This is a genomic window from Pseudomonas sp. MM213, from assembly GCF_020423045.1.
GTDB classification, from domain to species: Bacteria; Pseudomonadota; Gammaproteobacteria; order Pseudomonadales; family Pseudomonadaceae; genus Aquipseudomonas; species Aquipseudomonas migulae.
Window position 1 is genome coordinate 3485552 of sequence record NZ_CP081943.1, and the last position, 22280, is coordinate 3507831.

The window sequence follows — 22280 nt, forward strand, 5'->3', positions numbered from 1 at the left end:
CAGAACTGAGATTTAGGAGCGTATTGGGAGGGGTAACGGCAATCTGGCGGATGAATTTGCTCGATAACTTGAATCAGCACAGAAGGCTGCGTTCAGAAGTTAAAGTAGTTTGTTAAGAGTAAGATTTTTTCGGTATTACAAAAGAGGTTATGCGATTGATTGTGCAGGAGGGAAATTGCCATTACGAGCGCCCTGCTCAACGATTCAAACAGGGAGGGAAAAAGGTGGAGAGTCGATCTGTAAGCCGGGTTCTGTCTTGAACAGTCATTCGTCTACGATGGCCATCACTGGACATCTTTAGCAACCTACCCGGTCCCAGCGCGGGCCACGCCTTGGGACCCTATTTGGTCTTGCTCCAAGTGGGGTTTACCTAGCCACGAACTGTTGCCAGACGTGCGGTGCGCTCTTACCGCACCTTTTCACCCTTACCGGCGCCGAAGCGCTTAGGCGGTTATTTTCTGTGGCACTTTCCGTAGGCTCACGCCTCCCAGGCATTACCTGGCACTTCGCCCTATGGAGCCCGGACTTTCCTCCCCCCTAATTTTCATAGAGGGCAGCGACTGTCCGATCGACTCTCCGCCGCGAAGGTTAACGGCAGAGCGGCCGAAGAACAAGCGTTAAACGCCATCAGCCACGCCTGCACGTCGGGATTTACTCGCCCTTCTGCTTATCCAGCGCGACCTGATACAGGACATTCTTGCGTTCGCCGGTAATTTGCGCGGCCAATGCTGCGGCCCGCTTGAGCGGCATTTCTTCGAGCAACAGATTAAGGATGCGCATGGCTTCACTGCTGACGGCATCTTCCGTCTCGGGGGCGGACCAGCCCGCCACCAACACCACACACTCACCGCGCTGCTGATTGCTGTCCGACTCGACAAACTCGCGCAGCTCGGCCAATGGCAGGCCTTTCAGGGTTTCGAAGGTTTTGGTCAGTTCGCGCGCCAGCAACGCCAGACGCTCGCCACCGAAGACCAGCTCCATGTCTTGCAGGCATTCCAGGATCCGGTGCGGGGCCTCGTAGAAAATCAGCGTGCGCGGCTCTTCCTTTACCAGCTCCAGACGAGCCCGACGACCGACCGCCTTGGCCGGCAGGAAGCCTTCGAAGATAAAACGGTCCGACGGCAAACCCGCCGCCGACAACGCCGCAATCAATGCACAAGCCCCCGGGACCGGCACGACGTTGATTCCGGCCGCACGGGCCTGACGCACCAGGTGATAACCCGGATCGGAGATCAGCGGCGTCCCGGCGTCGGAGATCAGCGCCACATCGTCACCGGCGAGCAGGCGGGTAATAAAGCGGCTACCTTCATCCCGCTCGTTGTGTTCGTGGCAAGCCGCCAGCGGCGTGGGGATGCCGAAATGCTGCATCAACCGCTGGGAGTGACGGGTGTCTTCGGCAGCGATCAATGCCACTTCGCGCAGGATCTTCAGCGCACGCGCACTGATGTCGTCCAGGTTGCCGATGGGCGTCGCCACCACATAAAGCGAGCCAGCAGCGGAATTCAAAGCACCTGGAGCAGTCAAAGCGCACACCTCATGATCGGTAAAAGCCGCCATTGTAGCGCGTAGCGACGATTGCGATACGCGCAAGCAACCCCGGGTTTTTCAGGCTACGGTGCAGTGCTGCAACATTTGTACGAGCTAAATTGATCGATTCACGCCAGTAGCATCGCGCCCCGGCCAGTGCTTGGGTACAATTCCACGCTTATTTGATCGAGTATCAGGAACACTACATGATCGCTTGCCTGCGGCTGTTCACTGCCCTCTGCCTCGCTGCCTTGCTGGCGGCTTGCGCCAGCTCGCCCTCTTCCAGCCTTGGCGAACTTCCACGGACCCCGGATGCCAGTATCGAGCAACTGCTCGATCAGGCCGCCAAAAGCAAAACGCCGGAACAAGCCGCGCTGTTTCGCCTGAGCGCGGCCGACCTCGCTTATCGCCAGGGCAATGCCGGCCAGTCCGCGCAAATCCTGCAACAAGTGCCGGTCGAGCAACTCAAGCCAGGCCAACAGGTCTTCGCCAACACGCTGGCGGCTGAACTGGCCATGACCCGCAATCAGCCGAAAGCGGCGCTGACCGCTTTGAGCCATCCAAGCCTGCAACGCCTGGGTGAATTGCCGGAGGAACAACAGGTTCGCACCGGCACCGTGCACGCTCGCGCCCTTGAGGCCGATGGCCAGACCCTCGCCGCCGCACGGGAGCGTATTTTCATCGCGCCGATGTTGAGCGGTGAAGCGGCAGGCAAAAACCACGAAGCGATCTGGACCCTGATCGCTTCGCTGCCAACCGACCAATTGCAGCCAACCACCAAGGACGACCTCGGTGGCTGGATGGGCCTGGCGCTGGCGGTTAAAACGGCCGGCACGCTTGAGCAGCAACAAGCTGTGATCGACAACTGGCGCACCCAGAACCCTAAACACCCGGCCGCCATTCAGTTGCCGCTGTCACTGACCAAACTCAAGGAACTGGCCAGCCAGCCTCTGAGCAAGATCGCCCTGCTGCTGCCGCAAGACGGCCCGCTGGCATCGGTCGGCAAAGCGCTTCGCGAAGGTTTCATGGCAGCGCACTACCAGGCTCAACAGGCCGGCCAGAAGCCGCCTGCCATCGAGTTCTATGACAGCTCGCGCCTGACTTCCCTTGACGAGTTCTATCGCAAGGCTCAGGCCGATGGCGTGCAACTGGTCGTCGGCCCGCTGGAAAAACCACTGGTCAAACAGCTCAGCACTCGCCCACAGCTGCCGATCACGACCCTGGCGCTGAACTACAGCGAAGGCGAACAAGGCCCGGCCCAGTTGTTCCAGTTCGGTCTTGCCGCTGAAGACGAAGCCCGCGAAGTATCCCGTCGCGCTCGCGCCGATGGCTTGCATCGCGCCGCGATCATGGTGCCGAAAGGCGAATGGGGCGACCGCGTACTCCGAGCGTTCAGCCAGGACTGGCAGGCAAACGGCGGCAGCATTGTTGCCACCGAGCGCGTTGATCAGCCGGTGCAACTGGCCCAGCAGATTGCCGACATGTTCCAGCTGCGCCAGAGCGAAGGTCGTGCCAAGAGCCTGCAAAGCACCGTCGGTTCGCAGGTTGCCGCCCAGCCTTCGCGTCGCCAGGACATCGAGTTCATCTTCCTGGCCGCCACACCTCAGCAAGCCCAGCAGATCAAACCGACCCTGAACTTCCAATACGCAGGCGATGTGCCGGTTTACGCCACGTCCCACGTATTCAGTGCCAGCGGCGACGTGAACCAGTACAACGACATGAACGGCATTCGCTTCTGCGAAACCCCATGGTTGCTGGACGCCAACGACCCGCTGCGCAAGCAAGTGACCACACAATGGCCACAAGCCGCCGGCAGCCTGGGTCGTTTGTATGCGATGGGCGTCGACGCCTACCGCCTGGCTCCGCGCCTGGGGCAACTCAAGGCGCTGCCGGACAGCCGCATCGAAGGTCAATCGGGCAGCCTGGGCATGACTCAGAACCAGCGCGTCGTGCGCCAGTTGCCGTGGGCACAGTTCGCCAACGGCCAGGTTCAACGCCTGCCGGACACCCCGCGCTGATGCCTGACCGGTCAAGCCAGCAAAGCGGTAAAGATGCCGAGCGCCATGCGCTCGAGCATCTGCAACAACAGGGTCTGCGCCTGCTGGCGCAGAACTGGTTGTGTAAACGCGGCGAGCTTGATCTGGTCATGCTTGATGGCGATACAGTAGTATTCGTTGAAGTTCGCTACAGAAAAAACACTCAATGGGGTGGCGCGCTCGATAGCATCGATGAGCGCAAACGGCAGAAATTGATTTTTGCCGCGCAGTATTTTCTTCAGCGCGAGTCGCGTTGGGCCAATTCCCCTTGCCGTTTCGACGTGGTTGCCATCGACAGCAGCCTCGATCAGTTGAACTGGCTGCAGAATGCCTTCGACAGCTGATCGCGTGCGTCCCGAACCGGACACTTTCACCCGACAATTTTGCTCTTTGCTTTGCGGGCTGCACATTCATGTGCCGAGTAGCCGCGCTAATTAAGGTCACACAGATGGACATGCAATCCCGAATTCGCCAGCTTTTTCAGGCCAGTATCGACACCAAGCAAATGGCGATGGACGTACTTGCACCGCACATCGAGCAAGCCAGCCAAGTGATGGTCAACGCCCTGCTCAACGAAGGCAAAATGCTCTCCTGCGGCAACGGCGGTTCCGCGGGCGATGCCCAGCATTTCTCGTCCGAGCTGCTCAACCGCTTTGAACGTGAGCGTCCGAGCCTGCCGGCCATCGCGTTGACCACCGACAGCTCGACGATCACCTCGATCGCCAACGACTACAGCTACAACGAAATCTTCTCCAAGCAGATCCGCGCGCTCGGCCAGCCGGGCGACGTACTGCTGGCGATTTCCACCAGCGGCAACTCGGCGAACATTATTCAAGCGATCCAGGCCGCACATGATCGCGAAATGATTGTCGTAGCATTGACCGGTCGCGATGGCGGCGGCATGGCGTCGCTGCTATTGCCCGAGGACGTCGAGATTCGCGTACCGGCCAACGTCACCGCACGTATTCAGGAAGTCCACCTGCTGGCGATCCATTGCCTTTGCGATTTGATCGACAGCCAACTGTTCGGGAGTGAAGAATGACCCCTAATCGCCTAGGCCTTCTGGCCTTGACCCTGTGCCTCGGCATCAGCGGCTGCACCTCGGTGGTGAATGCCAGCCGTGAAGCGCCGATCGATGATGATCGCGGCACACGCACCTTAGGCAGCAAGATCGACGACTCTCTGATCGACACCAAAGTCGGTGTGAACATCGCCAAGGCCGATCCAGCCCTGGACAACGATTCGCACATCGTCGTCACCAGCTTCAACGGCGTCGTACTGCTCGCCGGGCAAACGCCACGCGCCGACCTCAAGGCCAAGGCCGAACAGGCCGCTGCCGCCGTGCAGCGCGTGAAAACGGTGCACAACGAACTGCAGGTGCTGCCGCCTTCCGGTTTCCTCGCCCGCCAGAACGACACCTGGCTGACCTCCAAGATCAAGACCCAGATGCTCACCGATCCGAACATCCCGGGCTCGCGCATCAAGGTTGTCACTGAAAACGGCATCGTCTATTTGCTGGGTCTGCTGACCAAGCAGGAAGCCGCTCAGGCGACCAATCTGGTGCAGGGTGTTTCCGGCGTGCAGAAGATTGTGAAGCTGTTTGAGTACATCGACTGATACTAGCGGCGATCTAGAGACCGCCATCACCCTGTAGGAGCCAGGCTTGCCGGCGAAGGCGATTTCGAGGACGCCTTCGCCGGCAAACGGAACGCCGCCCGGCCGCTCCTACAGGTAATAAAAAAGGCGATCCTTTCGGATCGCCTTTTTTATTACTTCACCACTTTCAAACTTGGCCGACCGCTTGGGCGCGGCGGCTCACTGTCCGGCGGCGGAAGATCATCATCCGGCTCGATCTCTTCCTCGTCTTCCATAGGCGATTCCAGATCGAACACCATGCCTTGACCGTTCTCCCGGGCGTAAATGCCCAGGATCGATGCGATAGGCACGTACAGGGTGTGCGGCACGCCACCGAAGCGCCCCTCGAAGCTGACCGCTTCGTTATCCATGTGCAGATGACGCACGGCGGCCGGCGATACGTTCAGGACAATCTGTCCGTCACTGGCAAAACCCTGAGGCACCTGCACCGACGGATACTCGGAATTGACCAGCATGTGCGGGGTGCAATCGTTGTCCACAATCCACTCGTAGAGCGCGCGGACCAGATAAGGTCGACTGGAGTTCATAGCGGCTCCTTAAGCCTTAGCGCATATCGCGTTCGACGCCAGACAGACTTGCCTGGAAAGCCTCACGCGCAAACGAGCGCTCCATATAATCAAGCAACGGCTTGGCGGGCCGTGGCAGTTCAATACCCAAAATCGGCAAGCGCCAGAGTATTGGTAGTAGGCAGCAATCCACCAGACTTTGTTCCTCGCTGAGGAAAAACGGCTTGTCGGCGAACAGCGGCGACACGCCAGTCAGGCTTTCGCGCAGCTCTTTACGAGCAACGACACGGGCAGCTTCCTTGGTCCGCGAATCCAGAATCAGATCCACCAGACCACACCAGTCACGCTGAATACGATGAATCAGCAAACGACTGTTGGCACGCGCCACTGGATAAACCGGCAGCAAAGGCGGATGCGGGTAACGCTCATCCAGATATTCCATCACCACGGTCGACTCCCACAACGCCAGGTCACGATCGACCAGGGTGGGCAGGCTTCCGTAAGGGTTCACCTCAATCAGTTTAGGCGGCTGGCGGCCAGCTTCCACGTAAATGATCTCGGCGCTGACACCCTTCTCTGCAAGTACGATGCGCACTCGGTGGGAATAGTGGTCGGCGGGGTCGGAGTAACAGGCCAACCGATTGGTCACGCCCATGGCGGTCCTCCTCGCTTGTTGAAATTATCGGAAGCGGAAAAACGAGCGCGCCCAGAGGGCGTCTCCCGTAACGCCTGGATAAACCAGACTCGTTACACCTTCAGAGACGCCCTTGGGCGCGCGCGATTAACAGCAATTGCTTGAAACTTTATCAGTGCACATCTTTCCAGTATTCGCGCTTGAGCAAGTAGGCGAATACGAAGAAGAACGCCAGGTACAGCAAGACGTAGGTACCAATGCGCTGATGCTGCAGCTTAACCGGGTTAGCCGAGTAAGCGAGGAAGGTTACCAGATTCTTGACCTTCTCATCGAACTGCTCTTCGGTCAGAGCACCGCTCTTCGGCACGATGGTCAGCTGATCGCACGCTTCATGAGTCAGCGCGGTACCGGTCAGCGGATCATATTGCTTCTTGCCGTCTTCGACGATCTGGACCTGTTTGCAACCGACGACCTGACGACCTTGCAGGCCCACCAGGACGTTCGGCATGCCCACGTTCGGAAAGACCTTGTTGTTCACGCCCCAAGGACGCGACGGATCTTCGTAGAACGACTTCAGGTAGCCGTAGAGCCAGTCCGTACCGCGAACACGAGCTACCAGGGTCAGGTCAGGCGGTGCAGCACCGAACCAGGTCTTGGCGTCAGCCGGCTGCATGCCGATGCTCATGTGGTCGCCGATCTTGGCGCCAGTGAACACCAGCTTCGACAGCATCAGATCGTGAGGAATGCCCAGATCGTCGGCAACACGCTCATAGCGCTGGAACTTGGCGCTGTGGCAGCCCATGCAGTAGTTGGCGAATGTACGCGCGCCATCTTGCATGGCGGCCTTGTCGGAAACGTCGATGTCGACCTTTTCCAACTCAGGACCACCGTGCTCGGCAGCGAAGGACAGTACAGGCAAAGCAGCAAGAATCAGTACAGCAAATAGCTTTTTCATCAGCCAGTCACCCTTTCCGGAACCGGTTTGGTCTTCTCGAGCCTGGTGTAGAAAGGCATCAGAATGAAGTAGGCGAAGTACAGGAAAGTACACACCTGCGACAGCAACGTACGGCCTGGAGTCGGCGCCAGAACACCCAGCACGCCCAGAATCACGAACGAGATGCAGAACACCCAGAGCCAGATTTTGCTCAACCAGCCTTTGTAGCGCATCGACTTGACCGGGCTACGGTCCAGCCATGGCAGGACGAACAGTACAGCGATGGCCGCACCCATGGCGATAACGCCCAGGAGCTTGTCCGGAACCGCCCGCAGAATCGCGTAGAACGGTGTGAAGTACCAGACCGGAGCAATGTGCTCTGGGGTCTTGAACGCGTTCGCCACTTCAAAGTTCGGCTTCTCGAGGAAGTAGCCGCCCATTTCCGGGAAGAAGAACACGATCGAGCAGAAGATGAACAGGAACACCACCACGCCGACGATATCTTTCACGGTGTAGTACGGGTGGAAGGCAATGCCGTCCAGCGGTACGCCGTTTTCGTCTTTGTATTTCTTGATGTCCACGCCGTCCGGGTTGTTCGAGCCGACTTCGTGCAGCGCCAGAACGTGCAGCACCACCAGACCGAGAATCACGATCGGCAGGGCAACAACGTGCAGGGCGAAGAAGCGGTTCAGCGTGATACCGGAAATCAGGTAGTCACCACGGATCCACTGAGTCAGGTCGTTACCGATGACAGGGATCGCACCGAACAGCGAGATGATCACCTGGGCACCCCAGTAGGACATCTGGCCCCACGGCAGCAGGTAACCCATGAAGGCTTCCGCCATCAACGCCAGGTAGATCAGCATGCCGAAGACCCACACCAGCTCACGCGGCTTCTGGTACGAACCGTAGAGCAAGCCACGGAACATGTGCAGATAAACCACGATGAAGAACGCCGAAGCGCCGGTGGAGTGCAGCAGACGCAGGATCGAGCCGTACTCGACGTCGCGCATGATGTATTCGACGGAAGCAAACGCCTCTTCCGCCGACGGGGTGTAGCTCATGGTCAGCCAGACACCGGTAACGATCTGGTTGACCAGAACGAGCAGCGCCAGGGAACCAAAGAAGTAGAAGAAGTTGAAGTTCTTCGGGGCGTAGTACTTGCTGAGATGGTCTTCCCACATTTTGGTCGCGGGAAAGCGCGCATCAACCCAATCCATGAACTTGCTCATCACGCTTTCTCCGTATCGACGCCAATGACAATAATCTCATTGGTCTCATAGGAATGCGGGGGAACTGGCAGGTTCAAAGGCGCAGGTTGCGACTTGTAGACGCGGCCAGCCAGATCGTAGTGGGAACCGTGGCACGGGCAGAAATAGCCGCCTACCCAGTCCTTGCCCAGATCAGCAGGTGCCACTTCGGGACGGAAGGTCGGCGAGCAACCCAAGTGCGTACAGATACCGATCAGCAGCAGAACCTCTGGCTTGATCGAACGCGTAACCGGGTCGACATAGGTCGGTTGTGTCGAGTTCTTGGAGGTCGGGTCAGCCAGCTGGCCCTCGATCTTTTTCAGATTCCCCAGGATTTCCTCGGTACGGCGGACAATGAACACCGGCTGACCGCGCCACTCAGCAATCATCTGCTGGCCTGGCTCGATTTTGCTGACATTCACTTTCACCGGTGCACCTGCGGCTTTCGCCTTGGCACTGGGAAACCATGACCCCACGAACGGGACCGCAGCCCCCACCGCTCCTGCAGCACCCACCACGGATGTGGCTGCTACCAAGAAGCGACGCCGGCCTGCATTCACGCCGTCATTGCTCATTCAGTCCTCTCCCATCAGCTTTGTGGCCTGTTAAATCAGGCATCTACTAAGTAAAACTATGTACTTATAAAAATTTTGCCGAATGGTAATGAAAAGCCCCAATTCTGACAAGGTAATTACCGAAGGGCTCCACTGCCAAGCCTTGTAGTATAGGGGCTCTGCGGATGTGGCAAGTTGTCACAGAGCAATTCTTTGATAAATCGCACCCATAAAAAAACGCCCAGCTCCGTGAGGAAACTGGGCGTTCTTTTTGAACGTGAAAGCGAATTAACGCTTCGAGTACTGCGGACGCTTACGCGCTTTACGCAGACCGACTTTCTTACGTTCAACTTCACGGGCGTCGCGGGTAACGAAGCCTGCTTTGCGCAGAGCGCTACGCAGGGTTTCGTCGTAGTCCATCAGAGCGCGAGTGATGCCGTGGCGGATTGCGCCAGCTTGACCACTTACACCACCGCCGATCACGGTGACGTAGATGTCGAACTTCTCGACAGTCTCAGTCAATTCCAGCGGCTGACGAACTACCATGCGGGCAGTTTCGCGGCCGAAGAAATTATCCAGCGAACGGTTGTTGATGGAGATGTTACCAGTACCCGGACGCAGGAAAACGCGTGCGGTTGCGGTCTTGCGACGGCCAGTGCCGTAATTTTGAGTCGCCGACATAATGAACTATTCCGTTAAAACTTCAGTTCTTGGGGCTGCTGAGCAGTATGAGGGTGTACAGCGCCCGCATAGACTTTCAGCTTACGATACATGTCGCGACCCAGCGGGTTCTTAGGCAGCATGCCTTTGACCGCGGTCTCGATCACGCGCTCAGGGGCTTTAGCGATCAGCTTTTCGAAGTTGATCGACTTGATGCCGCCCGGGAAACCGGAGTGGGAGTAGTAGATTTTGTCGGTGGTTTTAGCACCGGTTACACGAATCTGCTCGGCATTGATAACGACGATGTAATCGCCGGTGTCAACGTGAGGAGTGTACTCAGCTTTATGCTTGCCACGCAGACGGCTCGCGATTTCGGTGGCCAGACGACCCAGGGTCTGACCTGCAGCGTCGACGACAAACCAGTCGCGCTGTACTGTTTCCGGTTTAGCAGTAAAAGTTTTCATTCTTTATAGCCTCAGGGGCCGCCCTGTAAATTAGACGGCGGATCTTACTGAATAGTGCGTACTTTGACAAGTCAAAGGCAGCCGGATACAGACGCTTTCGGGGGCTCGGGTCGGCGCGTCCGTTCAACGGCAAGATTCTTCGGCGGCGGCGCATCACTTCCACTGCAGAAAGAGGTGCGCAATTATGCAGATTGCGAAAAATATTTCAACCTGCTTTTATGATTGTTTTGCCCAAGGAGCACCTAATGGATTATCGACAGCTAGGCCGAACCAATCTGAACGTGAGCGCCATCTGCCTCGGAACCATGACCTGGGGCGAGCAAAACAGTGAAGCTGAAGCCTTCGCACAGATTGAACGGGCCAAAAGCGCCGGGATCAATTTCATCGACACCGCCGAGATGTACCCGGTACCACCGAAAGCCGAAACCTACGCCACCACCGAGCGCTACATCGGCAATTATTTCAAAAGCCGCGGTGATCGCGCCGACTGGATCCTGGCCAGCAAGATCGCCGGCCCCGGCAACACCATCGACTACATCCGCGACAAAAACCTGCGCCACAACCGCCAGCACATTACCGAAGCCGTGGATGCGAGCCTCAAGCGCCTGCAGACCGACTACATCGACCTCTATCAATTGCACTGGCCGGAGCGCAGCACCAATTTCTTCGGTCAACTGGGCTACAAACACAAGAGCGAAGCGAACCTGACCCCGCTGGAGGACACCCTCGAAGCGCTGGACGAACAGGTCAAGGCCGGCAAGATCCGCCACATCGGCCTGTCCAACGAAACACCATGGGGCACCATGCGTTTCCTGGCGCTGGCCGAAGCCCGTGGCTGGCCGCGTGCAGTGTCGATCCAGAACCCGTACAACCTGCTCAACCGCAGCTTCGAAGTCGGCCTGGCGGAAATCGCCATCCGCGAACAGTGCGGCCTGCTGGCCTATTCGCCGCTGGCGTTCGGTTTCCTGTCGGGCAAGTACGAAGGTGGCGCGCGTCCGCCGAAAGGTCGCCTGAGCCTCTACAGCCGCTTCAGCCGCTATTTCAATCCACAGTCGGAAGCCGCCTGCAGCCGTTATGTGGCGCTGGCCCGCGAGCACGGTCTGGACCCGGCGCAAATGGCCTTGGCGTTTGTGACGCAGCAGCCGTTCGTGACCAGCAACATCATCGGCGCGACGACGCTGGAACAACTGGACAGCAACATTGCCAGCTTCGAGCTGAAACTTTCCGATGAAGTGCTGGCGGGGATCGAGGCGATCCACAAGGATCACCCGAATCCAGCACCGTAACCCGCACATGTAGGAGCTGGCTTGCTGGCGATTGGGACAACGCGGTTACAGCCAAAACCGCGTCGCTTCAATCGCCGACAAGCCGGCTCCTACAGTGACCGCGCAATAATCTCCTTCATGATTTCGTTGGTGCCGGCATAAATCCGCTGCACCCGCGCATCCGCCCACGCCCGGGCGATCGGGTATTCCCACATGAACCCGTAGCCGCCATGCAACTGCACGCACTCGTCGAGCACCTTGCATTGCAGGTCCGTGCCCCAATACTTGGCCATCGCCGCCGTCGGCACATCGAGCTTGCCTCGCAGGTGCAACTCCAGGCAGCGATCGACGAAGACCCGGCCAATCTGGATCTCGGTCGCCATCTCCGCCAGCTTGAAGCGGGTGTTCTGGAAGTCGGCAATCGCCTTGCCGAACGCCTTGCGCTCGCGGGTGTATTCCAGCGTCCATTGCAGCGCAGCCTCAGCCGATGCCAGCCCGCCAACAGCAACCGTCAGACGCTCTTGCGGCAATTCCTGCATCAGATACGCGAAGCCCATCCCGGCCTGGCCCAGCAGGTTTTCTTTCGGCACGCGAACATCCTGGAAGAACAGCTCCGAGGTGTCCTGCGCTTTCATGCCGACTTTTTCCAGGCGCTTGCCCTTGGCAAAACCCGGCGTGTCGGCCTCGACCAGAAACAGGCTGGTACCCTTCGCGCCTGCCTTCGGATCGGTCTTGGCCACGACAATCACCAGGTCCGCGAGATAGCCGTTGGTGATGAATGTCTTCGAACCGTTGATCACATATTCATCGCCATCGAGCACCGCCGTGGTTTTCACCCCTTGCAGGTCGGAACCGGCACCCGGCTCGGTCATGGCAATCGCGGTGACCATCTCGCCGGACACCAGTTTTGGCAGGTATTTGTGTTTCAGCGCTTCGCTGCCGTAATGCAGGATGTACGGCGCGACGATGTCGGAATGCAGGGAAAAACCGATCCCGGTCAGCCCCAGACGCCCCACCTCTTCGATCACCACCGCACTGTAGAGAAAATCCGCTCCCAGCCCGCCGTACTCTTCCGGCAGGTGCGAACAGAGCATCCCCGCCTCCCCTGCCTTGTTCCAGAGTTGGCGGTCGATATAGCCTTGTTTTTCCCATTGCCCATGAAACGGCACGGCCTCTTTTTCGAGGAAGGTTCGCACGCTGTCGCGAAAAAGTTCGTGCTCGGAACTGAACAAGGTTCTGGGGATCATGCGGCACCTGTCGTTTATTGTTAGAAGGAATAGACCTTCAGAGACTAAGCCTCGCTTCCGATACAGGACACTGGACACATCCGACAAAAAATAAGACGATCCAGCCGTCTGGTGACCACTTTCCCCTATAAGAATAAAGTTGAATTATGTCTAACCAAGTCTCCACGCCCTTGCGGCGCGTCAGCATCCTGGCTATCGACCGGGTTTTCGCTTCCACCCTCATGCAAGCCAAGGATTTCTTCCACCTGGCCAGCCTGCGTTACGGCAAACAACTGGGCCAGGGCCTGACACCGGCGTTCGAAACGCGCCTGGTCAGCCCCGACGGCAAACCGGTCAACAGCTTCAGCGACGTGATCATGCCGGTGGACGGCGGCCTGGAAAACGCTGACGTCATCATCCTCCCGGCGTTCTGGGACGATTTCGAAACCCTTTGCCAACGTTATCCACAGATCCTGCCGTGGTTGCGCCAGCAGCATGCGCGCGGCGCGGTACTGTGCGGCGAAGCCACCGGGGTGTTCTGGCTCGCCGAAGCCGGGCTGCTCGACGGCAAGGAAGCGACCACTTACTGGCGCTTCTTCAACGCCTTTGCCGAGCGCTTCCCGAGGGTTTACCTCAATCAGGACAAGCACCTGACCGACGCCGACAACCTCTATTGCGCCGGCGGCACCACGTCGGCGTGCGACCTCTATATCTACCTGATCGAGCGTTTCTGCGGCGCCAACGTGGCCCAGGCCGTGGCCCGCGACATTCTCTATGAAGTGCAGCGCAGCTACTCGCCGGGACGCATCGGTTTCGGTGGCCAGAAGCTGCACCAGGACGTGATCATCCTGCAGATCCAGCACTGGCTCGAAGAGCACTTCGCCGACAAGTTCCGCTTCGAGGACGTTGCCCGCGAGCACGGCATGAGCATCCGCAACTTCATGCGCCGCTTCCAGACCGCCACCGGCGACAAGCCGCTGCATTACCTGCAACGCCTGCGCATTGAAACGGCAAAGGGCTTGCTGTCCGGCAGTCGCAAGAGCATCAAGACCATCAGTTATGAAGTCGGTTACGACGATGCGAGCTTCTTCGCGCGACTGTTCCGCCAGCACACCGAGTTGTCGCCGAACCAGTATCGGCAACAGTTTCAGCAAGCGGCGTAAAACCCCGCAAACCCTGTAGGAGCACAGCTCGCTGGCGATGGCGTCCTTGAGATAGCCATCGCCGGCAAGCCGTGCTCCTACAGGGGATCTGCAACGCACAAAAAAGGCCTGCAATTGCAGGCCTTTTTCATTTTCCGAAATTTCCTACGGCTTATGCGCCCGGGACAGGAATTCGTGGGATTGCATTTCCAGCAGACGGCTGAGGGTGCGCTGGAACTCGAAGTTCAGGCGACCGCCGGTGTAGAGGTCTTTGAGCTCGACTTCGGCGGAAATGATCAGCTTCACGTTACGGTCGTAGAACTCGTCGACCATGTTGATAAAGCGTCGGGCGATGTCGTCGGTGGTGACGCTCATTTGCTCGACACCGCTGAGCAGCACGGCGTGGAAGATCTTGCCCAGTTCGATGTAATCGTTCTGGCTGCGTGGGCCGTCGCAGAGTTCGCGGAAGTCAAACCAGGCCACGTCATCGCAGGTGCGCAAGGCACGGATTTCGCGGTTCTCGATGATCAGCACATCGTTCTCGATGGCCGCCGTGCATTCCGGCGTCAGCGCACGGAAGCTCTTGCGCAGGCTTTCGTGAGACGCCTCATCGAGCGGGAAGTGGAACAGTTCCGCTTGCTCGAGGTGACGCAGACGATAGTCGACGCCGCTGTCGACGTTGACGATCTCGGTGTTCTGCTTGATCAGCGCGATGGCCGGCAGGAAGCGCGCACGCTGCAAGCCGTCCTTGTACAAACCGTCCGGGACGATGTTCGAAGTGGCAACCAGGGTCACACCGTTCTTGAACAGCTCTTCCATCAGCGTGCCGAGGATCATCGCGTCGGTGATGTCGGAAACGAAGAATTCATCGAAGCAGATCACTCGCGACTCGTCGGAGAAACGCTTGGCGATGATGGTCAGCGGGTTTTTCTCGCCGCCGAGGGTCTTCATCTCTTCGTGCACACGCTTCATGAAGCGGTGGAAGTGAGTCCGGGTCTTTTCCTTGAACGGCAGCGCTTCGAAGAAGGTGTCGACCAGGTAAGTCTTGCCACGGCCCACGCCGCCCCAGAAATACAGGCCCTTGACCGGCGCCTGTTCTTTCTTGCCAAACAGTTTGCCGAGCAGGCCCGGTTTGTTCTGCGAGGCCGCGACCAGATCGTCGTACAGGCGCTGCAAATGGCGCACGGCGGTTTCCTGCGCGGCGTCATGGAAGAATTCCGGGCGTTTCAGATCAGCTTGGTATCGTTCTAGGGGCGTCATAATTCGTTAGCAAGGCAACAAAAACGGGCCGTCACTGTAGCGATGGCCCGTGGGAATGGCAATCGGCCCTTGGTCGGACCGAGCCGTTGATTATTCCTGAACCGGCGTCAGCGCAATCCGCAGAGCGTCGATGGCAACGTCACGGGCCGCCGTGTCGGCGAACGCCGGGCTATCGGCCACGCACTCGCCTTCCAGCCAGACGCTGAAGCTCAGGTCTTCATTGCGCACGTCCAGAGGCTGGCCCGCTTGCAGCTGCTTGGTCACCTGGCCAGCGGTTTTACCGTCGGCGAAGTTGCGCGACAGCAGCAGTTGCTCGCCATCGGCCGCCAGCAGACGGAAGCGGAAACTGCCGTCGTCTTCGCGGAAGCTGACAAAACGTGCAGCTTTCGCGGCTTTCTTCTTGGTGGTCGCCGCAACTTGCGTCTGGGCCACGAAAGAACGCAAGCCGACCGCTTCGCGCAATTCGTTAAGGAAAGGCGTCGCCACGGCACGGGCCTTTTTCGCACCGATTTGCAGGATGTCTTCCAGATCAGCCGGGCGTTCGATCAATTGGTGATAACGCTCGCGGGACTCGCCCAGTTCGCTGTCGAGCAGTTGGAACAGACGATTCTTCGCCTCGCCCCAACCCAGGCCCTGCAACAATTCGCTGCGGAATTCGTCGGACTGCGCCGGGGTGGCAAAGGCCTGGAACAGCGTGAACAGGTGCGAATTGTCTGGATCTTTGGCTTCGCCCGGCGCGCGGGAGTCAGTGACGATCCGCGAGATCGCGTCTTTCATCTCTTTAGCGCTGCTGAACAACGGAATGGTGTTGTCGTAGCTCTTCGACATCTTGCGACCGTCGAGGCCGGGCAGCGTCGCGACGCTTTCTTCGATCAGCGCCTCGGGCATGGTGAAGAATTCTTTGCCCTGGCCAAACAGATGGTTGAAACGCTGACCGATATCCCGGGCCATTTCCACGTGCTGGATCTGGTCACGACCGACCGGCACCTTGTGTGCGTTGAACATCAGGATGTCCGCGGCCATCAGCACCGGATAGCTGTACAGCCCCATGGTGATACCGGCATCCGGGTCTTCGCCGGTTTCGACGTTCTTGTCCACCGAAGCCTTGTAGGCGTGGGCGCGGTTGAGCAAGCCCTTGGCCGCAACGCAGGTCAGCAGCCAGGTCAGCTCCGGGATTTCCGGGATGTCGGATTGGCGATAGAACGTCACGCGGTCCACATCCAGGCCACCGGCCAGCCAGGTCGCGGCGATTTCCAGACGCGAGCGCTGGATGCGCAGCGGGTCATCGCATTTGATCAGGGCGTGGTAGTCGGCCAGGAAGTAGAACGAATCGGCATTGCTGTCGCGGCTGGCAAGGATCGCCGGGCGGATGGCGCCGGCGTAGTTGCCCAGGTGCGGCGTGCCGGTGGTGGTGATGCCGGTGAGGATACGGGTACGAGTCGTCATGGGTAATCGCTTGTCAGACTGCAATCAATTCGAAAGACGCGGCAGGATCAGATCCTTGAGATCGGTCAGCTTGCCATGAAAAAAGTGTCCGCATTCTGCCACTTTCAGCAGCTCATGGGGACGATCGAGTTTCTCGGACCAGTCGTAGACGGCTTGCGGGGCAATGACTTCATCGGTTTCCGGCTGGATCAGGGTCAGCGGGCAGTTCACCGGCAGCAGGTCGTAACCATTGAGCCGGGTGACAGCAGCGGCCACCATGAACAAATGCTTGAGCTGTTCGCCCTGCGCTTCCAGGCGTCCGCCGAGACTTGCTGCAACAAAACCGCCGAAGGAGAAACCGAACAACGTCAGCGGCAAATCAGGATGTTTCGCCCGCAACCATGCCGCCGCCGCTTGAGCATCGTCGACTTCGCCGGTCCCCATGTCGTGCGAGCCTTCGCTGGCACCGACGCCACGGTAATTGAAACGCAAGGTAATCAAACCGGCATCGCGCGCGGTGCGCTGCAGGGTCGAGACTACTTTGTTGAGCATGGTGCCGCCCTGCACCGGGTTCGGGTGGCAGATCAGCGCGATGCCGCGCGGCTGCTCGATATCCAGGTAAAGTGCTTCCAATTGCCCGACCGGGCCGTCAATCACTACAGGGGTTTCGCGCATAAGCAAGGAAGGAACTCCGTGACCTCGAATCGGGTCGACTCGTCTAGCAAATTGTCTGTGCCGATGTATTGCGAGTGAATCGCGGTATACAGCGCAGGTTCGAGCCGTTAACGTAAAGCAAAGCCGTTTATAGAGGAAGGACTCGTGGAACACTCGCTCTTAGTTTGGTTGTTGCCGACTCTTGCCCTGGTTGTGGGTGTCGCCATTGGATTCCTGATCGCTCGCCTGGTGCCGAACGCCGCGCCGAGCAGCACCCAACGTCAGCTGGATGACATTCAGGAACGTTTTGACAGTTATCAGAACGAGGTGGTTACCCACTTCAACAGCACTGCAAACCTGGTCAAGAAACTGACTCAGAGCTATCAGGAAGTGCAGGATCACCTCGCCGAGGGTGCCAACCGCCTGGCCCTGGACGAGCAAACCCGCCAACGCCTGCTGGCTTCGCTGCACGCCGACGCGGCAGCGGCCCCACGGGAACGCCTGACGCCACCGCGCAATCAGGAGCCGCCTCGCGACTACGCCCCCAAAGCCCCGAACGCGCCGGGCATGCTTGATGAGCATTACGGCCTGAAGAAGTAATCAGGTTTCGCGCGATACACAAAAGCCCTCGGACGAGTGATTGTCCGGGGGCTTTTTTGTTGCTGATCCAATAGCCCCTTCGCGGGCTTGCCCGCGAAGGGGCCAGAACTGGCGACACAAAAAAACCGCCCGATCTGTTTAGGATCGGGCGGTTTTTTTTACGCCTGGGGTTCAGTCAGGTGGGTAAAGGGGCTGCGTTTACTGCTGTGGATACTCTTGACCCGGAATCGCCTTGAGGTTGACCTCGACGCGACGGTTCTGTGCCCGGCCATTGGCATCGGCATTGCTGGCAACCGGGCTATCCGGCCCGGCGCCACGTGCCGACAGATTGGCACCACTGACACCTTGGGACGTCAGGTAAGTCGCCACGCTCTGCGCACGACGCTGGGACAGGTCCATGTTGTGCTGACGGCTGCCGGTGCTGTCGGTGTAGCCAACGATTTCGATCTGGTTCTGGTTGAACTCTTTGAGCGAACCGGCCAGGTTGTTCAGTGGCTGATAGAAGCTGGAAGCGATGTTCGCCGAATCGGTGGCGAACGTGATGTTGCCCGGCATGATCAGCTTGATCTGATCGCCCTGGCGCTGCACTTCAACACCGGTGTTGGCCATGCTGGCGCGCAGCTTTTTCTCTTGCTGGTCGGCGTAGTAACCGTAACCGGCAGCCGAAGCACCCACTACGGCGGCGCCGATCAGCGCGCCCTTGCCACGGTTATCGTGGCTGATGGCGGCACCGGCCAACGCACCCGCCAGAGCGCCGAGGCCGCCGTACTTGGCGGTTTTGCTCATGCCCGTGGAACCACCGTCGGCCTGCCCCTGGCTGCTGTCATATGGGTTGGGCGAGGCGCAGCCTGACAGCAAGGCCACAGCCGTAGCGACAATAATCAAACGCTGCTTGGTGAACATGAAGAGCTCCTACTTTTTGCATTCTGGGATGCAACGGGTCTTAGGCATTGGTTCTTTGCGGGCGTTTGATCATTTCGGGCGCAGAAAATTCCGTCGATCCCCTTAAGCCCGCACAAAAGGGTTGTCGCGCATTTCATCACCCAGACGCGTATCCGGACCATGACCAGTCACCACCGTTGCGTCCTCATCAAGGGTGTACAGGCGCTGTTTGATCGACCGCACGATGGTCGCCTGATCGCCACCCCACAAGTCCGTGCGCCCTACCCCGCGACGAAACAACGTGTCACCGGCAATCAGCAGCTTAGCCTCTGAAAACCAAAAGCTCATGGAACCCGGCGTATGACCTGGCGTGTGCAACGCCACGCCGCAACCGCAGGCGAGTTCTTCATCGTCGGCCAACCAGCGATCCGGCGATGGAACCGGCGTGTAAGGCACACCGAACATCTGGCATTGCATCTCCAGATTGTCCCAGAGGAACTGATCCTCTTTGTGCAAGTGCAGGGTCGCGCCGGTTTTCTCCTTCAACTGACCGGAGGCCAGGAAGTGATCGAGGTGCGCATGGGTATGGATGATGCTGACAACCTTCAGACCCAGGGCATCGAGCCGGGCGAGGATCAATTCGTGATTGCCACCCGGATCGACCACGATGGCCTTCTTCGTCACCGGATCGCCGATGATCGTGCAGTTGCACTGCAAAGGGCCTACGGGGAAGGTTTCGCGGATGAGGGTCGGTTGCTGGGACATCGGGGCATGCTCGATAAAAACGGGGACGGGGGATTTTCGCACACAATTGCGTCCAGCCATTGACCGCCTGTGTATCGTCACACTACGTCAGCCCAACACTCCCAATGCCTTGGCCCTCGCCACCGCCTGCGTGCGCCGCTCAACCCCGAGCTTGCTGTTGATGTGGCTGGCGTGGGTTTTCACCGTGTGCAGGGAAATGAACAGCTGATCGCTGATTTCCTGGTTCGAGCAGCCTTGGGCAATGAGTTTCAGAACCGACAGTTCGCGGGAACTGAGTTGCTCGCAGGCTTGTGAGGGCTCCGGAGCAAGGCGTGCAGCGATAACGGGGAGTCGCTCCGACAGGCTCTGCGATACCGTCGCTTTCGCGCAGCTCTGCAGTTGCTCGCGAAGCCAGTCAGGGCATTTGGTCAACAAGCCATCAAAAGGCTGCAGCGCGCCGCCACTGGCCGCTTCAAGGGCCTGAGCGAAGGACTGCCGGGCTTCAGGCTCGCGGTTGTGCGCAAGGAGCAGTTCGGTTTTTTGTGTCAGCGCCATCACACTGAGCAACTGCCGACCGGTTTGCTGACCATGCTCGAGTAACGCATTCAATCGCCCTTCGGCCAGCATCGGCTGCGCCTGAATGACCTCAAGCAAGGCCTGCTGCAACTCGATATGCAGTGGCAGTTGCGGATGGAATTCCGGCGGTGCCGCAGGCGTTTCGCCGTTGTAGGTCTGGCCCAGTCGTGCGAGCCAGGCTTCGGCCAGATCGGTGCGTCCCTGGGCCAGCCAGAGTTCGCATTTGACCAGGGTAATCATCGCCAGGTAGTAAATCGGCGGGACGTCCCAGATGTGCATCAGCCGTTCGGCTTCGGCGAGCTCCGCAAAGGCCTTGGCGAACTCGCCGCTGCTGCCTTCGAGCCGGGCGATCACGCAATGGCCGATCAGGACACTGATGTCGCGACAGGCGCGGGCCTCAGTCAAACCGGCCTGCAAACGCAGCCGCGCGGTCTGTGGTTGCAGGCGCAGGGCCAGCAGAAATCCTTCGTACAAGGTCAATCGAGCGCGCACGGCATACAGCCGCTGCGGCGACAACCCTTGCAGGCGTTGCAGCCCCTGACGGACTTCGTCCAGCGAGCGCAGGATTTCCCCTCGCGCCTGCAACACGCGCGCCCGGTCGTAATGGGCCAGCGCTTCGAACAACGGATTACCCACCCGTTGCGCCAGTTCAAGCGAGTCGCGGTTCAAGCCACGGGCACGCCACAAGTCGCCGTCGGCAATGGCCAGGTTGGAAAGGGTCGAGAGGCACATCAGGCGCTGGCCGTAGCGTTTCGATGGCAGGCTTTCCAGCGCTTCGGTGCAATACAGCAGCGTCAATTCGCGGTTGCCGCGCCCGCGGGCAATGATCCCGCTCAATGCCAGCCATTGCGCCAGCATGGATTTCTGCGCAGTGGCCGACGGGGCCGGCAGGAAGCGGCTCAGATGATTGGCCAACTCTTCGGCGGCGTCGAGCTGACAGGCCAGCCCCAAGGCCCAGCTGTAAAGCACGATCAACCGTGGCGTGCTGATCAGCAGGCTGTCGGGCAAGTCCATTTTCCAGCGCAGCAACATGCCGACATTCTGTTCCGCCAGCAATTGCTCTTCCGAAAGGTTCTGCACCAGGTTGGCCGCGACATCCAGATGCCCGGCGCGCAACGCCTGCTCCACCGCCTCATCGAGCAGGCCCTGGGCATTGAACCAGCGACACGCGCGCAGATGCAGGCTGGCTGCCGGCACCATCGCCTGTGAGGTTGGCCGGGTGCGCAGCAGGTCGGAAAACAGATGGTGATAGCGGTACCAGTGGCCATGCTCGTCCAGCGGTACGAGGAACACTTGGTGCGCAAGCAGAAAACGCAGGATCTCGGCGCTGTCATGCGCTTCGCGAACGGCATCGCACAGCTCGCTGCAAAAACGCTCTTGAGGGGCCGTGTCATAAAGGAACGACTGCACCTCGGCGGGCAGACAATCGATGACTTCTTCGAGCAGGTAATCGCGAATCAGCCCTTCCCCACCGTGCAGGGACTGGGGTAACGCACCGTCGGAACCCGCTTCGGAGGCCGCCAGCAACCAGAAACGCAAGCCGGCAACCCAGCCTTCACTGCGCTGGATCAGGTTTTCCAGTGCTTCGCCACGCAACGAACTGCTGTGTCGATCGAGCAGGGTCAAGGCTTCGTCGTGGGTCAGGCGCAGATCCTGCTCATGCAACTCAAGCAATTGTCGCGACAACCGCAGCCGCGCCAGATGCCAGTCCGGACGTTGGCGACTGGTGACCATCACCAGCAAGCCGTCGGGAAGGTGATTGAGGAAAAACTGCAGGCAACGATCGAGCACCGGCCCCTGGGCCAGATGATAGTCATCGAGGACCAGCAGCAATGGCGCTGTCGGCAACAGGTGCACGGCCAACTCATCGAGCAAACCGTCCAGCCATTCTTCAAAAGCAAACGGCTGATGCCGCTGACGCATTTTCAGCAGCCCCAGAGACTGGCGGCCCAACTGCGGAAAAAAGTCCTGAAGACCTTCGAGCAATCGCTCCAGAAAACGGCCTGGATCGTTGTCCCGCGGACTCAACCCCAGCCAGAGACTTTGCCAATGCGCCGGCAGCCCCTGACAGAACTCCACAGCCAATGAGCTCTTGCCAAACCCCGCCGGCGCGCTGACCAGCAGCAGCCGGCCACCGAGACCGGCACTGAGGCGCTCGCATAAACGAGGCCGCAGCACATGGCCGTCGGGCAGCGGAGGCCGATAAAAACGCCCGTCCAATGTTGCGACGGTAACGCTTGCATGGCCCGGGAGTGGGGACAGATCAGTCATGGCCGGCTCTTGTT

General features: G+C 59.2%; 22 protein-coding genes and 1 other RNA gene. 7 read left to right on the forward strand and 16 right to left on the reverse strand.

Features of this window, described 5'->3' with window-relative positions; all coding sequences use genetic code 11:
- Positions 1 to 224: 224 nt before the first annotated feature.
- Positions 225 to 576: RNase P RNA component class A (gene rnpB / locus K5R88_RS15755), an RNA gene on the reverse strand.
- A gap of 75 nt (positions 577 to 651) precedes the next feature.
- A complete protein-coding gene (gene rsmI, locus K5R88_RS15760; RefSeq protein ID WP_162130705.1) occupies positions 652 to 1557 on the reverse strand; it encodes a 16S rRNA (cytidine(1402)-2'-O)-methyltransferase in 906 nt (301 codons plus the stop codon).
- Between the two features lie 176 nt (positions 1558 to 1733).
- Between rsmI and K5R88_RS15765 the strand changes: the two genes are divergently transcribed.
- The 4 genes from K5R88_RS15765 to K5R88_RS15780 all read left to right on the forward strand — a co-directional run bounded on the left by K5R88_RS15765 (position 1734) and on the right by K5R88_RS15780 (position 5180).
- The gene (locus K5R88_RS15765; protein WP_226298023.1) at positions 1734 to 3545 is read left to right on the forward strand and encodes a penicillin-binding protein activator; all 1812 of its coding nucleotides are present in this window, start codon (positions 1734 to 1736) and stop codon (positions 3543 to 3545) included.
- A complete protein-coding gene (locus K5R88_RS15770) occupies positions 3545 to 3907 on the forward strand; it encodes a YraN family protein (protein WP_226298024.1) in 363 nt (120 codons plus the stop codon). The genes K5R88_RS15765 and K5R88_RS15770 overlap by 1 nt, the downstream gene beginning before the upstream one ends.
- 104 nt (positions 3908 to 4011) lie before the next feature.
- Complete coding sequence (locus K5R88_RS15775) at positions 4012 to 4605, forward strand: phosphoheptose isomerase (protein WP_008025961.1); 594 nt, start codon at positions 4012 to 4014, stop codon at positions 4603 to 4605.
- The gene (locus K5R88_RS15780; RefSeq protein ID WP_008025960.1) at positions 4602 to 5180 is read left to right on the forward strand and encodes a BON domain-containing protein; all 579 of its coding nucleotides are present in this window, start codon (positions 4602 to 4604) and stop codon (positions 5178 to 5180) included. The genes K5R88_RS15775 and K5R88_RS15780 overlap by 4 nt, the downstream gene beginning before the upstream one ends.
- 152 nt (positions 5181 to 5332) lie before the next feature.
- On the opposite strand, the gene K5R88_RS15785 is transcribed toward K5R88_RS15780, so the two are convergent.
- The 7 genes from K5R88_RS15785 to rplM form a co-directional block, all read right to left on the reverse strand.
- Complete coding sequence (locus K5R88_RS15785; RefSeq protein ID WP_008037283.1) at positions 5333 to 5746, reverse strand: ClpXP protease specificity-enhancing factor; 414 nt, start codon at positions 5744 to 5746, stop codon at positions 5333 to 5335.
- Positions 5747 to 5762: 16 nt separating this feature from the next.
- The gene (locus K5R88_RS15790; RefSeq protein ID WP_007905304.1) at positions 5763 to 6380 is read right to left on the reverse strand and encodes a glutathione S-transferase N-terminal domain-containing protein; all 618 of its coding nucleotides are present in this window, start codon (positions 6378 to 6380) and stop codon (positions 5763 to 5765) included.
- Between the two features lie 151 nt (positions 6381 to 6531).
- The gene (locus K5R88_RS15795; protein ID WP_008025956.1) at positions 6532 to 7314 is read right to left on the reverse strand and encodes a cytochrome c1; all 783 of its coding nucleotides are present in this window, start codon (positions 7312 to 7314) and stop codon (positions 6532 to 6534) included.
- Positions 7314 to 8525, reverse strand: coding sequence for a cytochrome b (locus K5R88_RS15800; protein WP_007943720.1), 1212 nt, complete (start codon positions 8523 to 8525; stop codon positions 7314 to 7316). Before K5R88_RS15800 ends, K5R88_RS15795 begins: the two co-directional genes overlap by 1 nt.
- Entirely contained in the window at positions 8525 to 9118 is a 594-nt protein-coding gene (gene petA / locus K5R88_RS15805; protein ID WP_008025954.1) for a ubiquinol-cytochrome c reductase iron-sulfur subunit, read from the reverse strand. The genes K5R88_RS15800 and petA overlap by 1 nt, the downstream gene beginning before the upstream one ends.
- Before the next feature lie 267 nt (positions 9119 to 9385).
- Positions 9386 to 9778, reverse strand: a complete 393-nt coding sequence (gene rpsI / locus K5R88_RS15810; protein WP_003228056.1) for a 30S ribosomal protein S9 — start codon at positions 9776 to 9778, stop codon at positions 9386 to 9388.
- Between the two features lie 14 nt (positions 9779 to 9792).
- Positions 9793 to 10221, reverse strand: a complete 429-nt coding sequence (rplM, locus tag K5R88_RS15815; RefSeq protein WP_007905295.1) for a 50S ribosomal protein L13 — start codon at positions 10219 to 10221, stop codon at positions 9793 to 9795.
- 245 nt (positions 10222 to 10466) lie between these two features.
- Here rplM and K5R88_RS15820 point away from each other — a divergent pair, with 245 nt between their 5' ends.
- Positions 10467 to 11507: an NADP(H)-dependent aldo-keto reductase gene (locus K5R88_RS15820; protein ID WP_008025952.1), complete on the forward strand. Its 1041-nt coding sequence runs from the start codon at positions 10467 to 10469 to the stop codon at positions 11505 to 11507.
- Positions 11508 to 11596: 89 nt separating this feature from the next.
- On the opposite strand, the gene K5R88_RS15825 is transcribed toward K5R88_RS15820, so the two are convergent.
- On the reverse strand, positions 11597 to 12733 hold the full coding sequence (locus K5R88_RS15825) for an acyl-CoA dehydrogenase family protein (protein ID WP_226298025.1): 1137 nt from the start codon (positions 12731 to 12733) through the stop codon (positions 11597 to 11599).
- Between the two features lie 245 nt (positions 12734 to 12978).
- Between K5R88_RS15825 and K5R88_RS15830 the strand changes: the two genes are divergently transcribed.
- Positions 12979 to 13875, forward strand: a complete 897-nt coding sequence (locus K5R88_RS15830; RefSeq protein WP_177318159.1) for a GlxA family transcriptional regulator — start codon at positions 12979 to 12981, stop codon at positions 13873 to 13875.
- 144 nt (positions 13876 to 14019) lie between these two features.
- On the opposite strand, the gene zapE is transcribed toward K5R88_RS15830, so the two are convergent.
- The 3 genes from zapE to K5R88_RS15845 all read right to left on the reverse strand — a co-directional run bounded on the left by zapE (position 14020) and on the right by K5R88_RS15845 (position 17214).
- Positions 14020 to 15114, reverse strand: a complete 1095-nt coding sequence (gene zapE / locus K5R88_RS15835; protein ID WP_008025947.1) for a cell division protein ZapE — start codon at positions 15112 to 15114, stop codon at positions 14020 to 14022.
- Between the two features lie 90 nt (positions 15115 to 15204).
- Positions 15205 to 16560 (reverse strand): tryptophan--tRNA ligase, encoded by a 1356-nt coding sequence (locus K5R88_RS15840; RefSeq protein WP_226298026.1) that lies wholly within the window; start codon positions 16558 to 16560, stop codon positions 15205 to 15207.
- Between the two features lie 24 nt (positions 16561 to 16584).
- A complete protein-coding gene (locus K5R88_RS15845) occupies positions 16585 to 17214 on the reverse strand; it encodes an alpha/beta hydrolase (protein ID WP_226300266.1) in 630 nt (209 codons plus the stop codon).
- A gap of 144 nt (positions 17215 to 17358) precedes the next feature.
- Here K5R88_RS15845 and K5R88_RS15850 point away from each other — a divergent pair, with 144 nt between their 5' ends.
- Positions 17359 to 17793 (forward strand): YhcB family protein, encoded by a 435-nt coding sequence (locus K5R88_RS15850; RefSeq protein ID WP_008025941.1) that lies wholly within the window; start codon positions 17359 to 17361, stop codon positions 17791 to 17793.
- A gap of 198 nt (positions 17794 to 17991) precedes the next feature.
- On the opposite strand, the gene K5R88_RS15855 is transcribed toward K5R88_RS15850, so the two are convergent.
- The 3 genes from K5R88_RS15855 to K5R88_RS15865 form a co-directional block, all read right to left on the reverse strand.
- Positions 17992 to 18696 carry an OmpA family protein gene (locus K5R88_RS15855; RefSeq protein ID WP_008025938.1) on the reverse strand — a complete coding sequence of 235 codons (705 nt, stop codon included), beginning with the start codon at positions 18694 to 18696 and terminating at the stop codon, positions 17992 to 17994.
- Positions 18697 to 18798: 102 nt separating this feature from the next.
- On the reverse strand, positions 18799 to 19440 hold the full coding sequence (locus K5R88_RS15860) for an MBL fold metallo-hydrolase (RefSeq protein WP_008025937.1): 642 nt from the start codon (positions 19438 to 19440) through the stop codon (positions 18799 to 18801).
- Positions 19441 to 19527: 87 nt separating this feature from the next.
- Positions 19528 to 22266, reverse strand: a complete 2739-nt coding sequence (locus K5R88_RS15865) for a LuxR C-terminal-related transcriptional regulator (protein WP_226298027.1) — start codon at positions 22264 to 22266, stop codon at positions 19528 to 19530.
- Between the last annotated feature and the right edge of the window lie 14 nt (positions 22267 to 22280).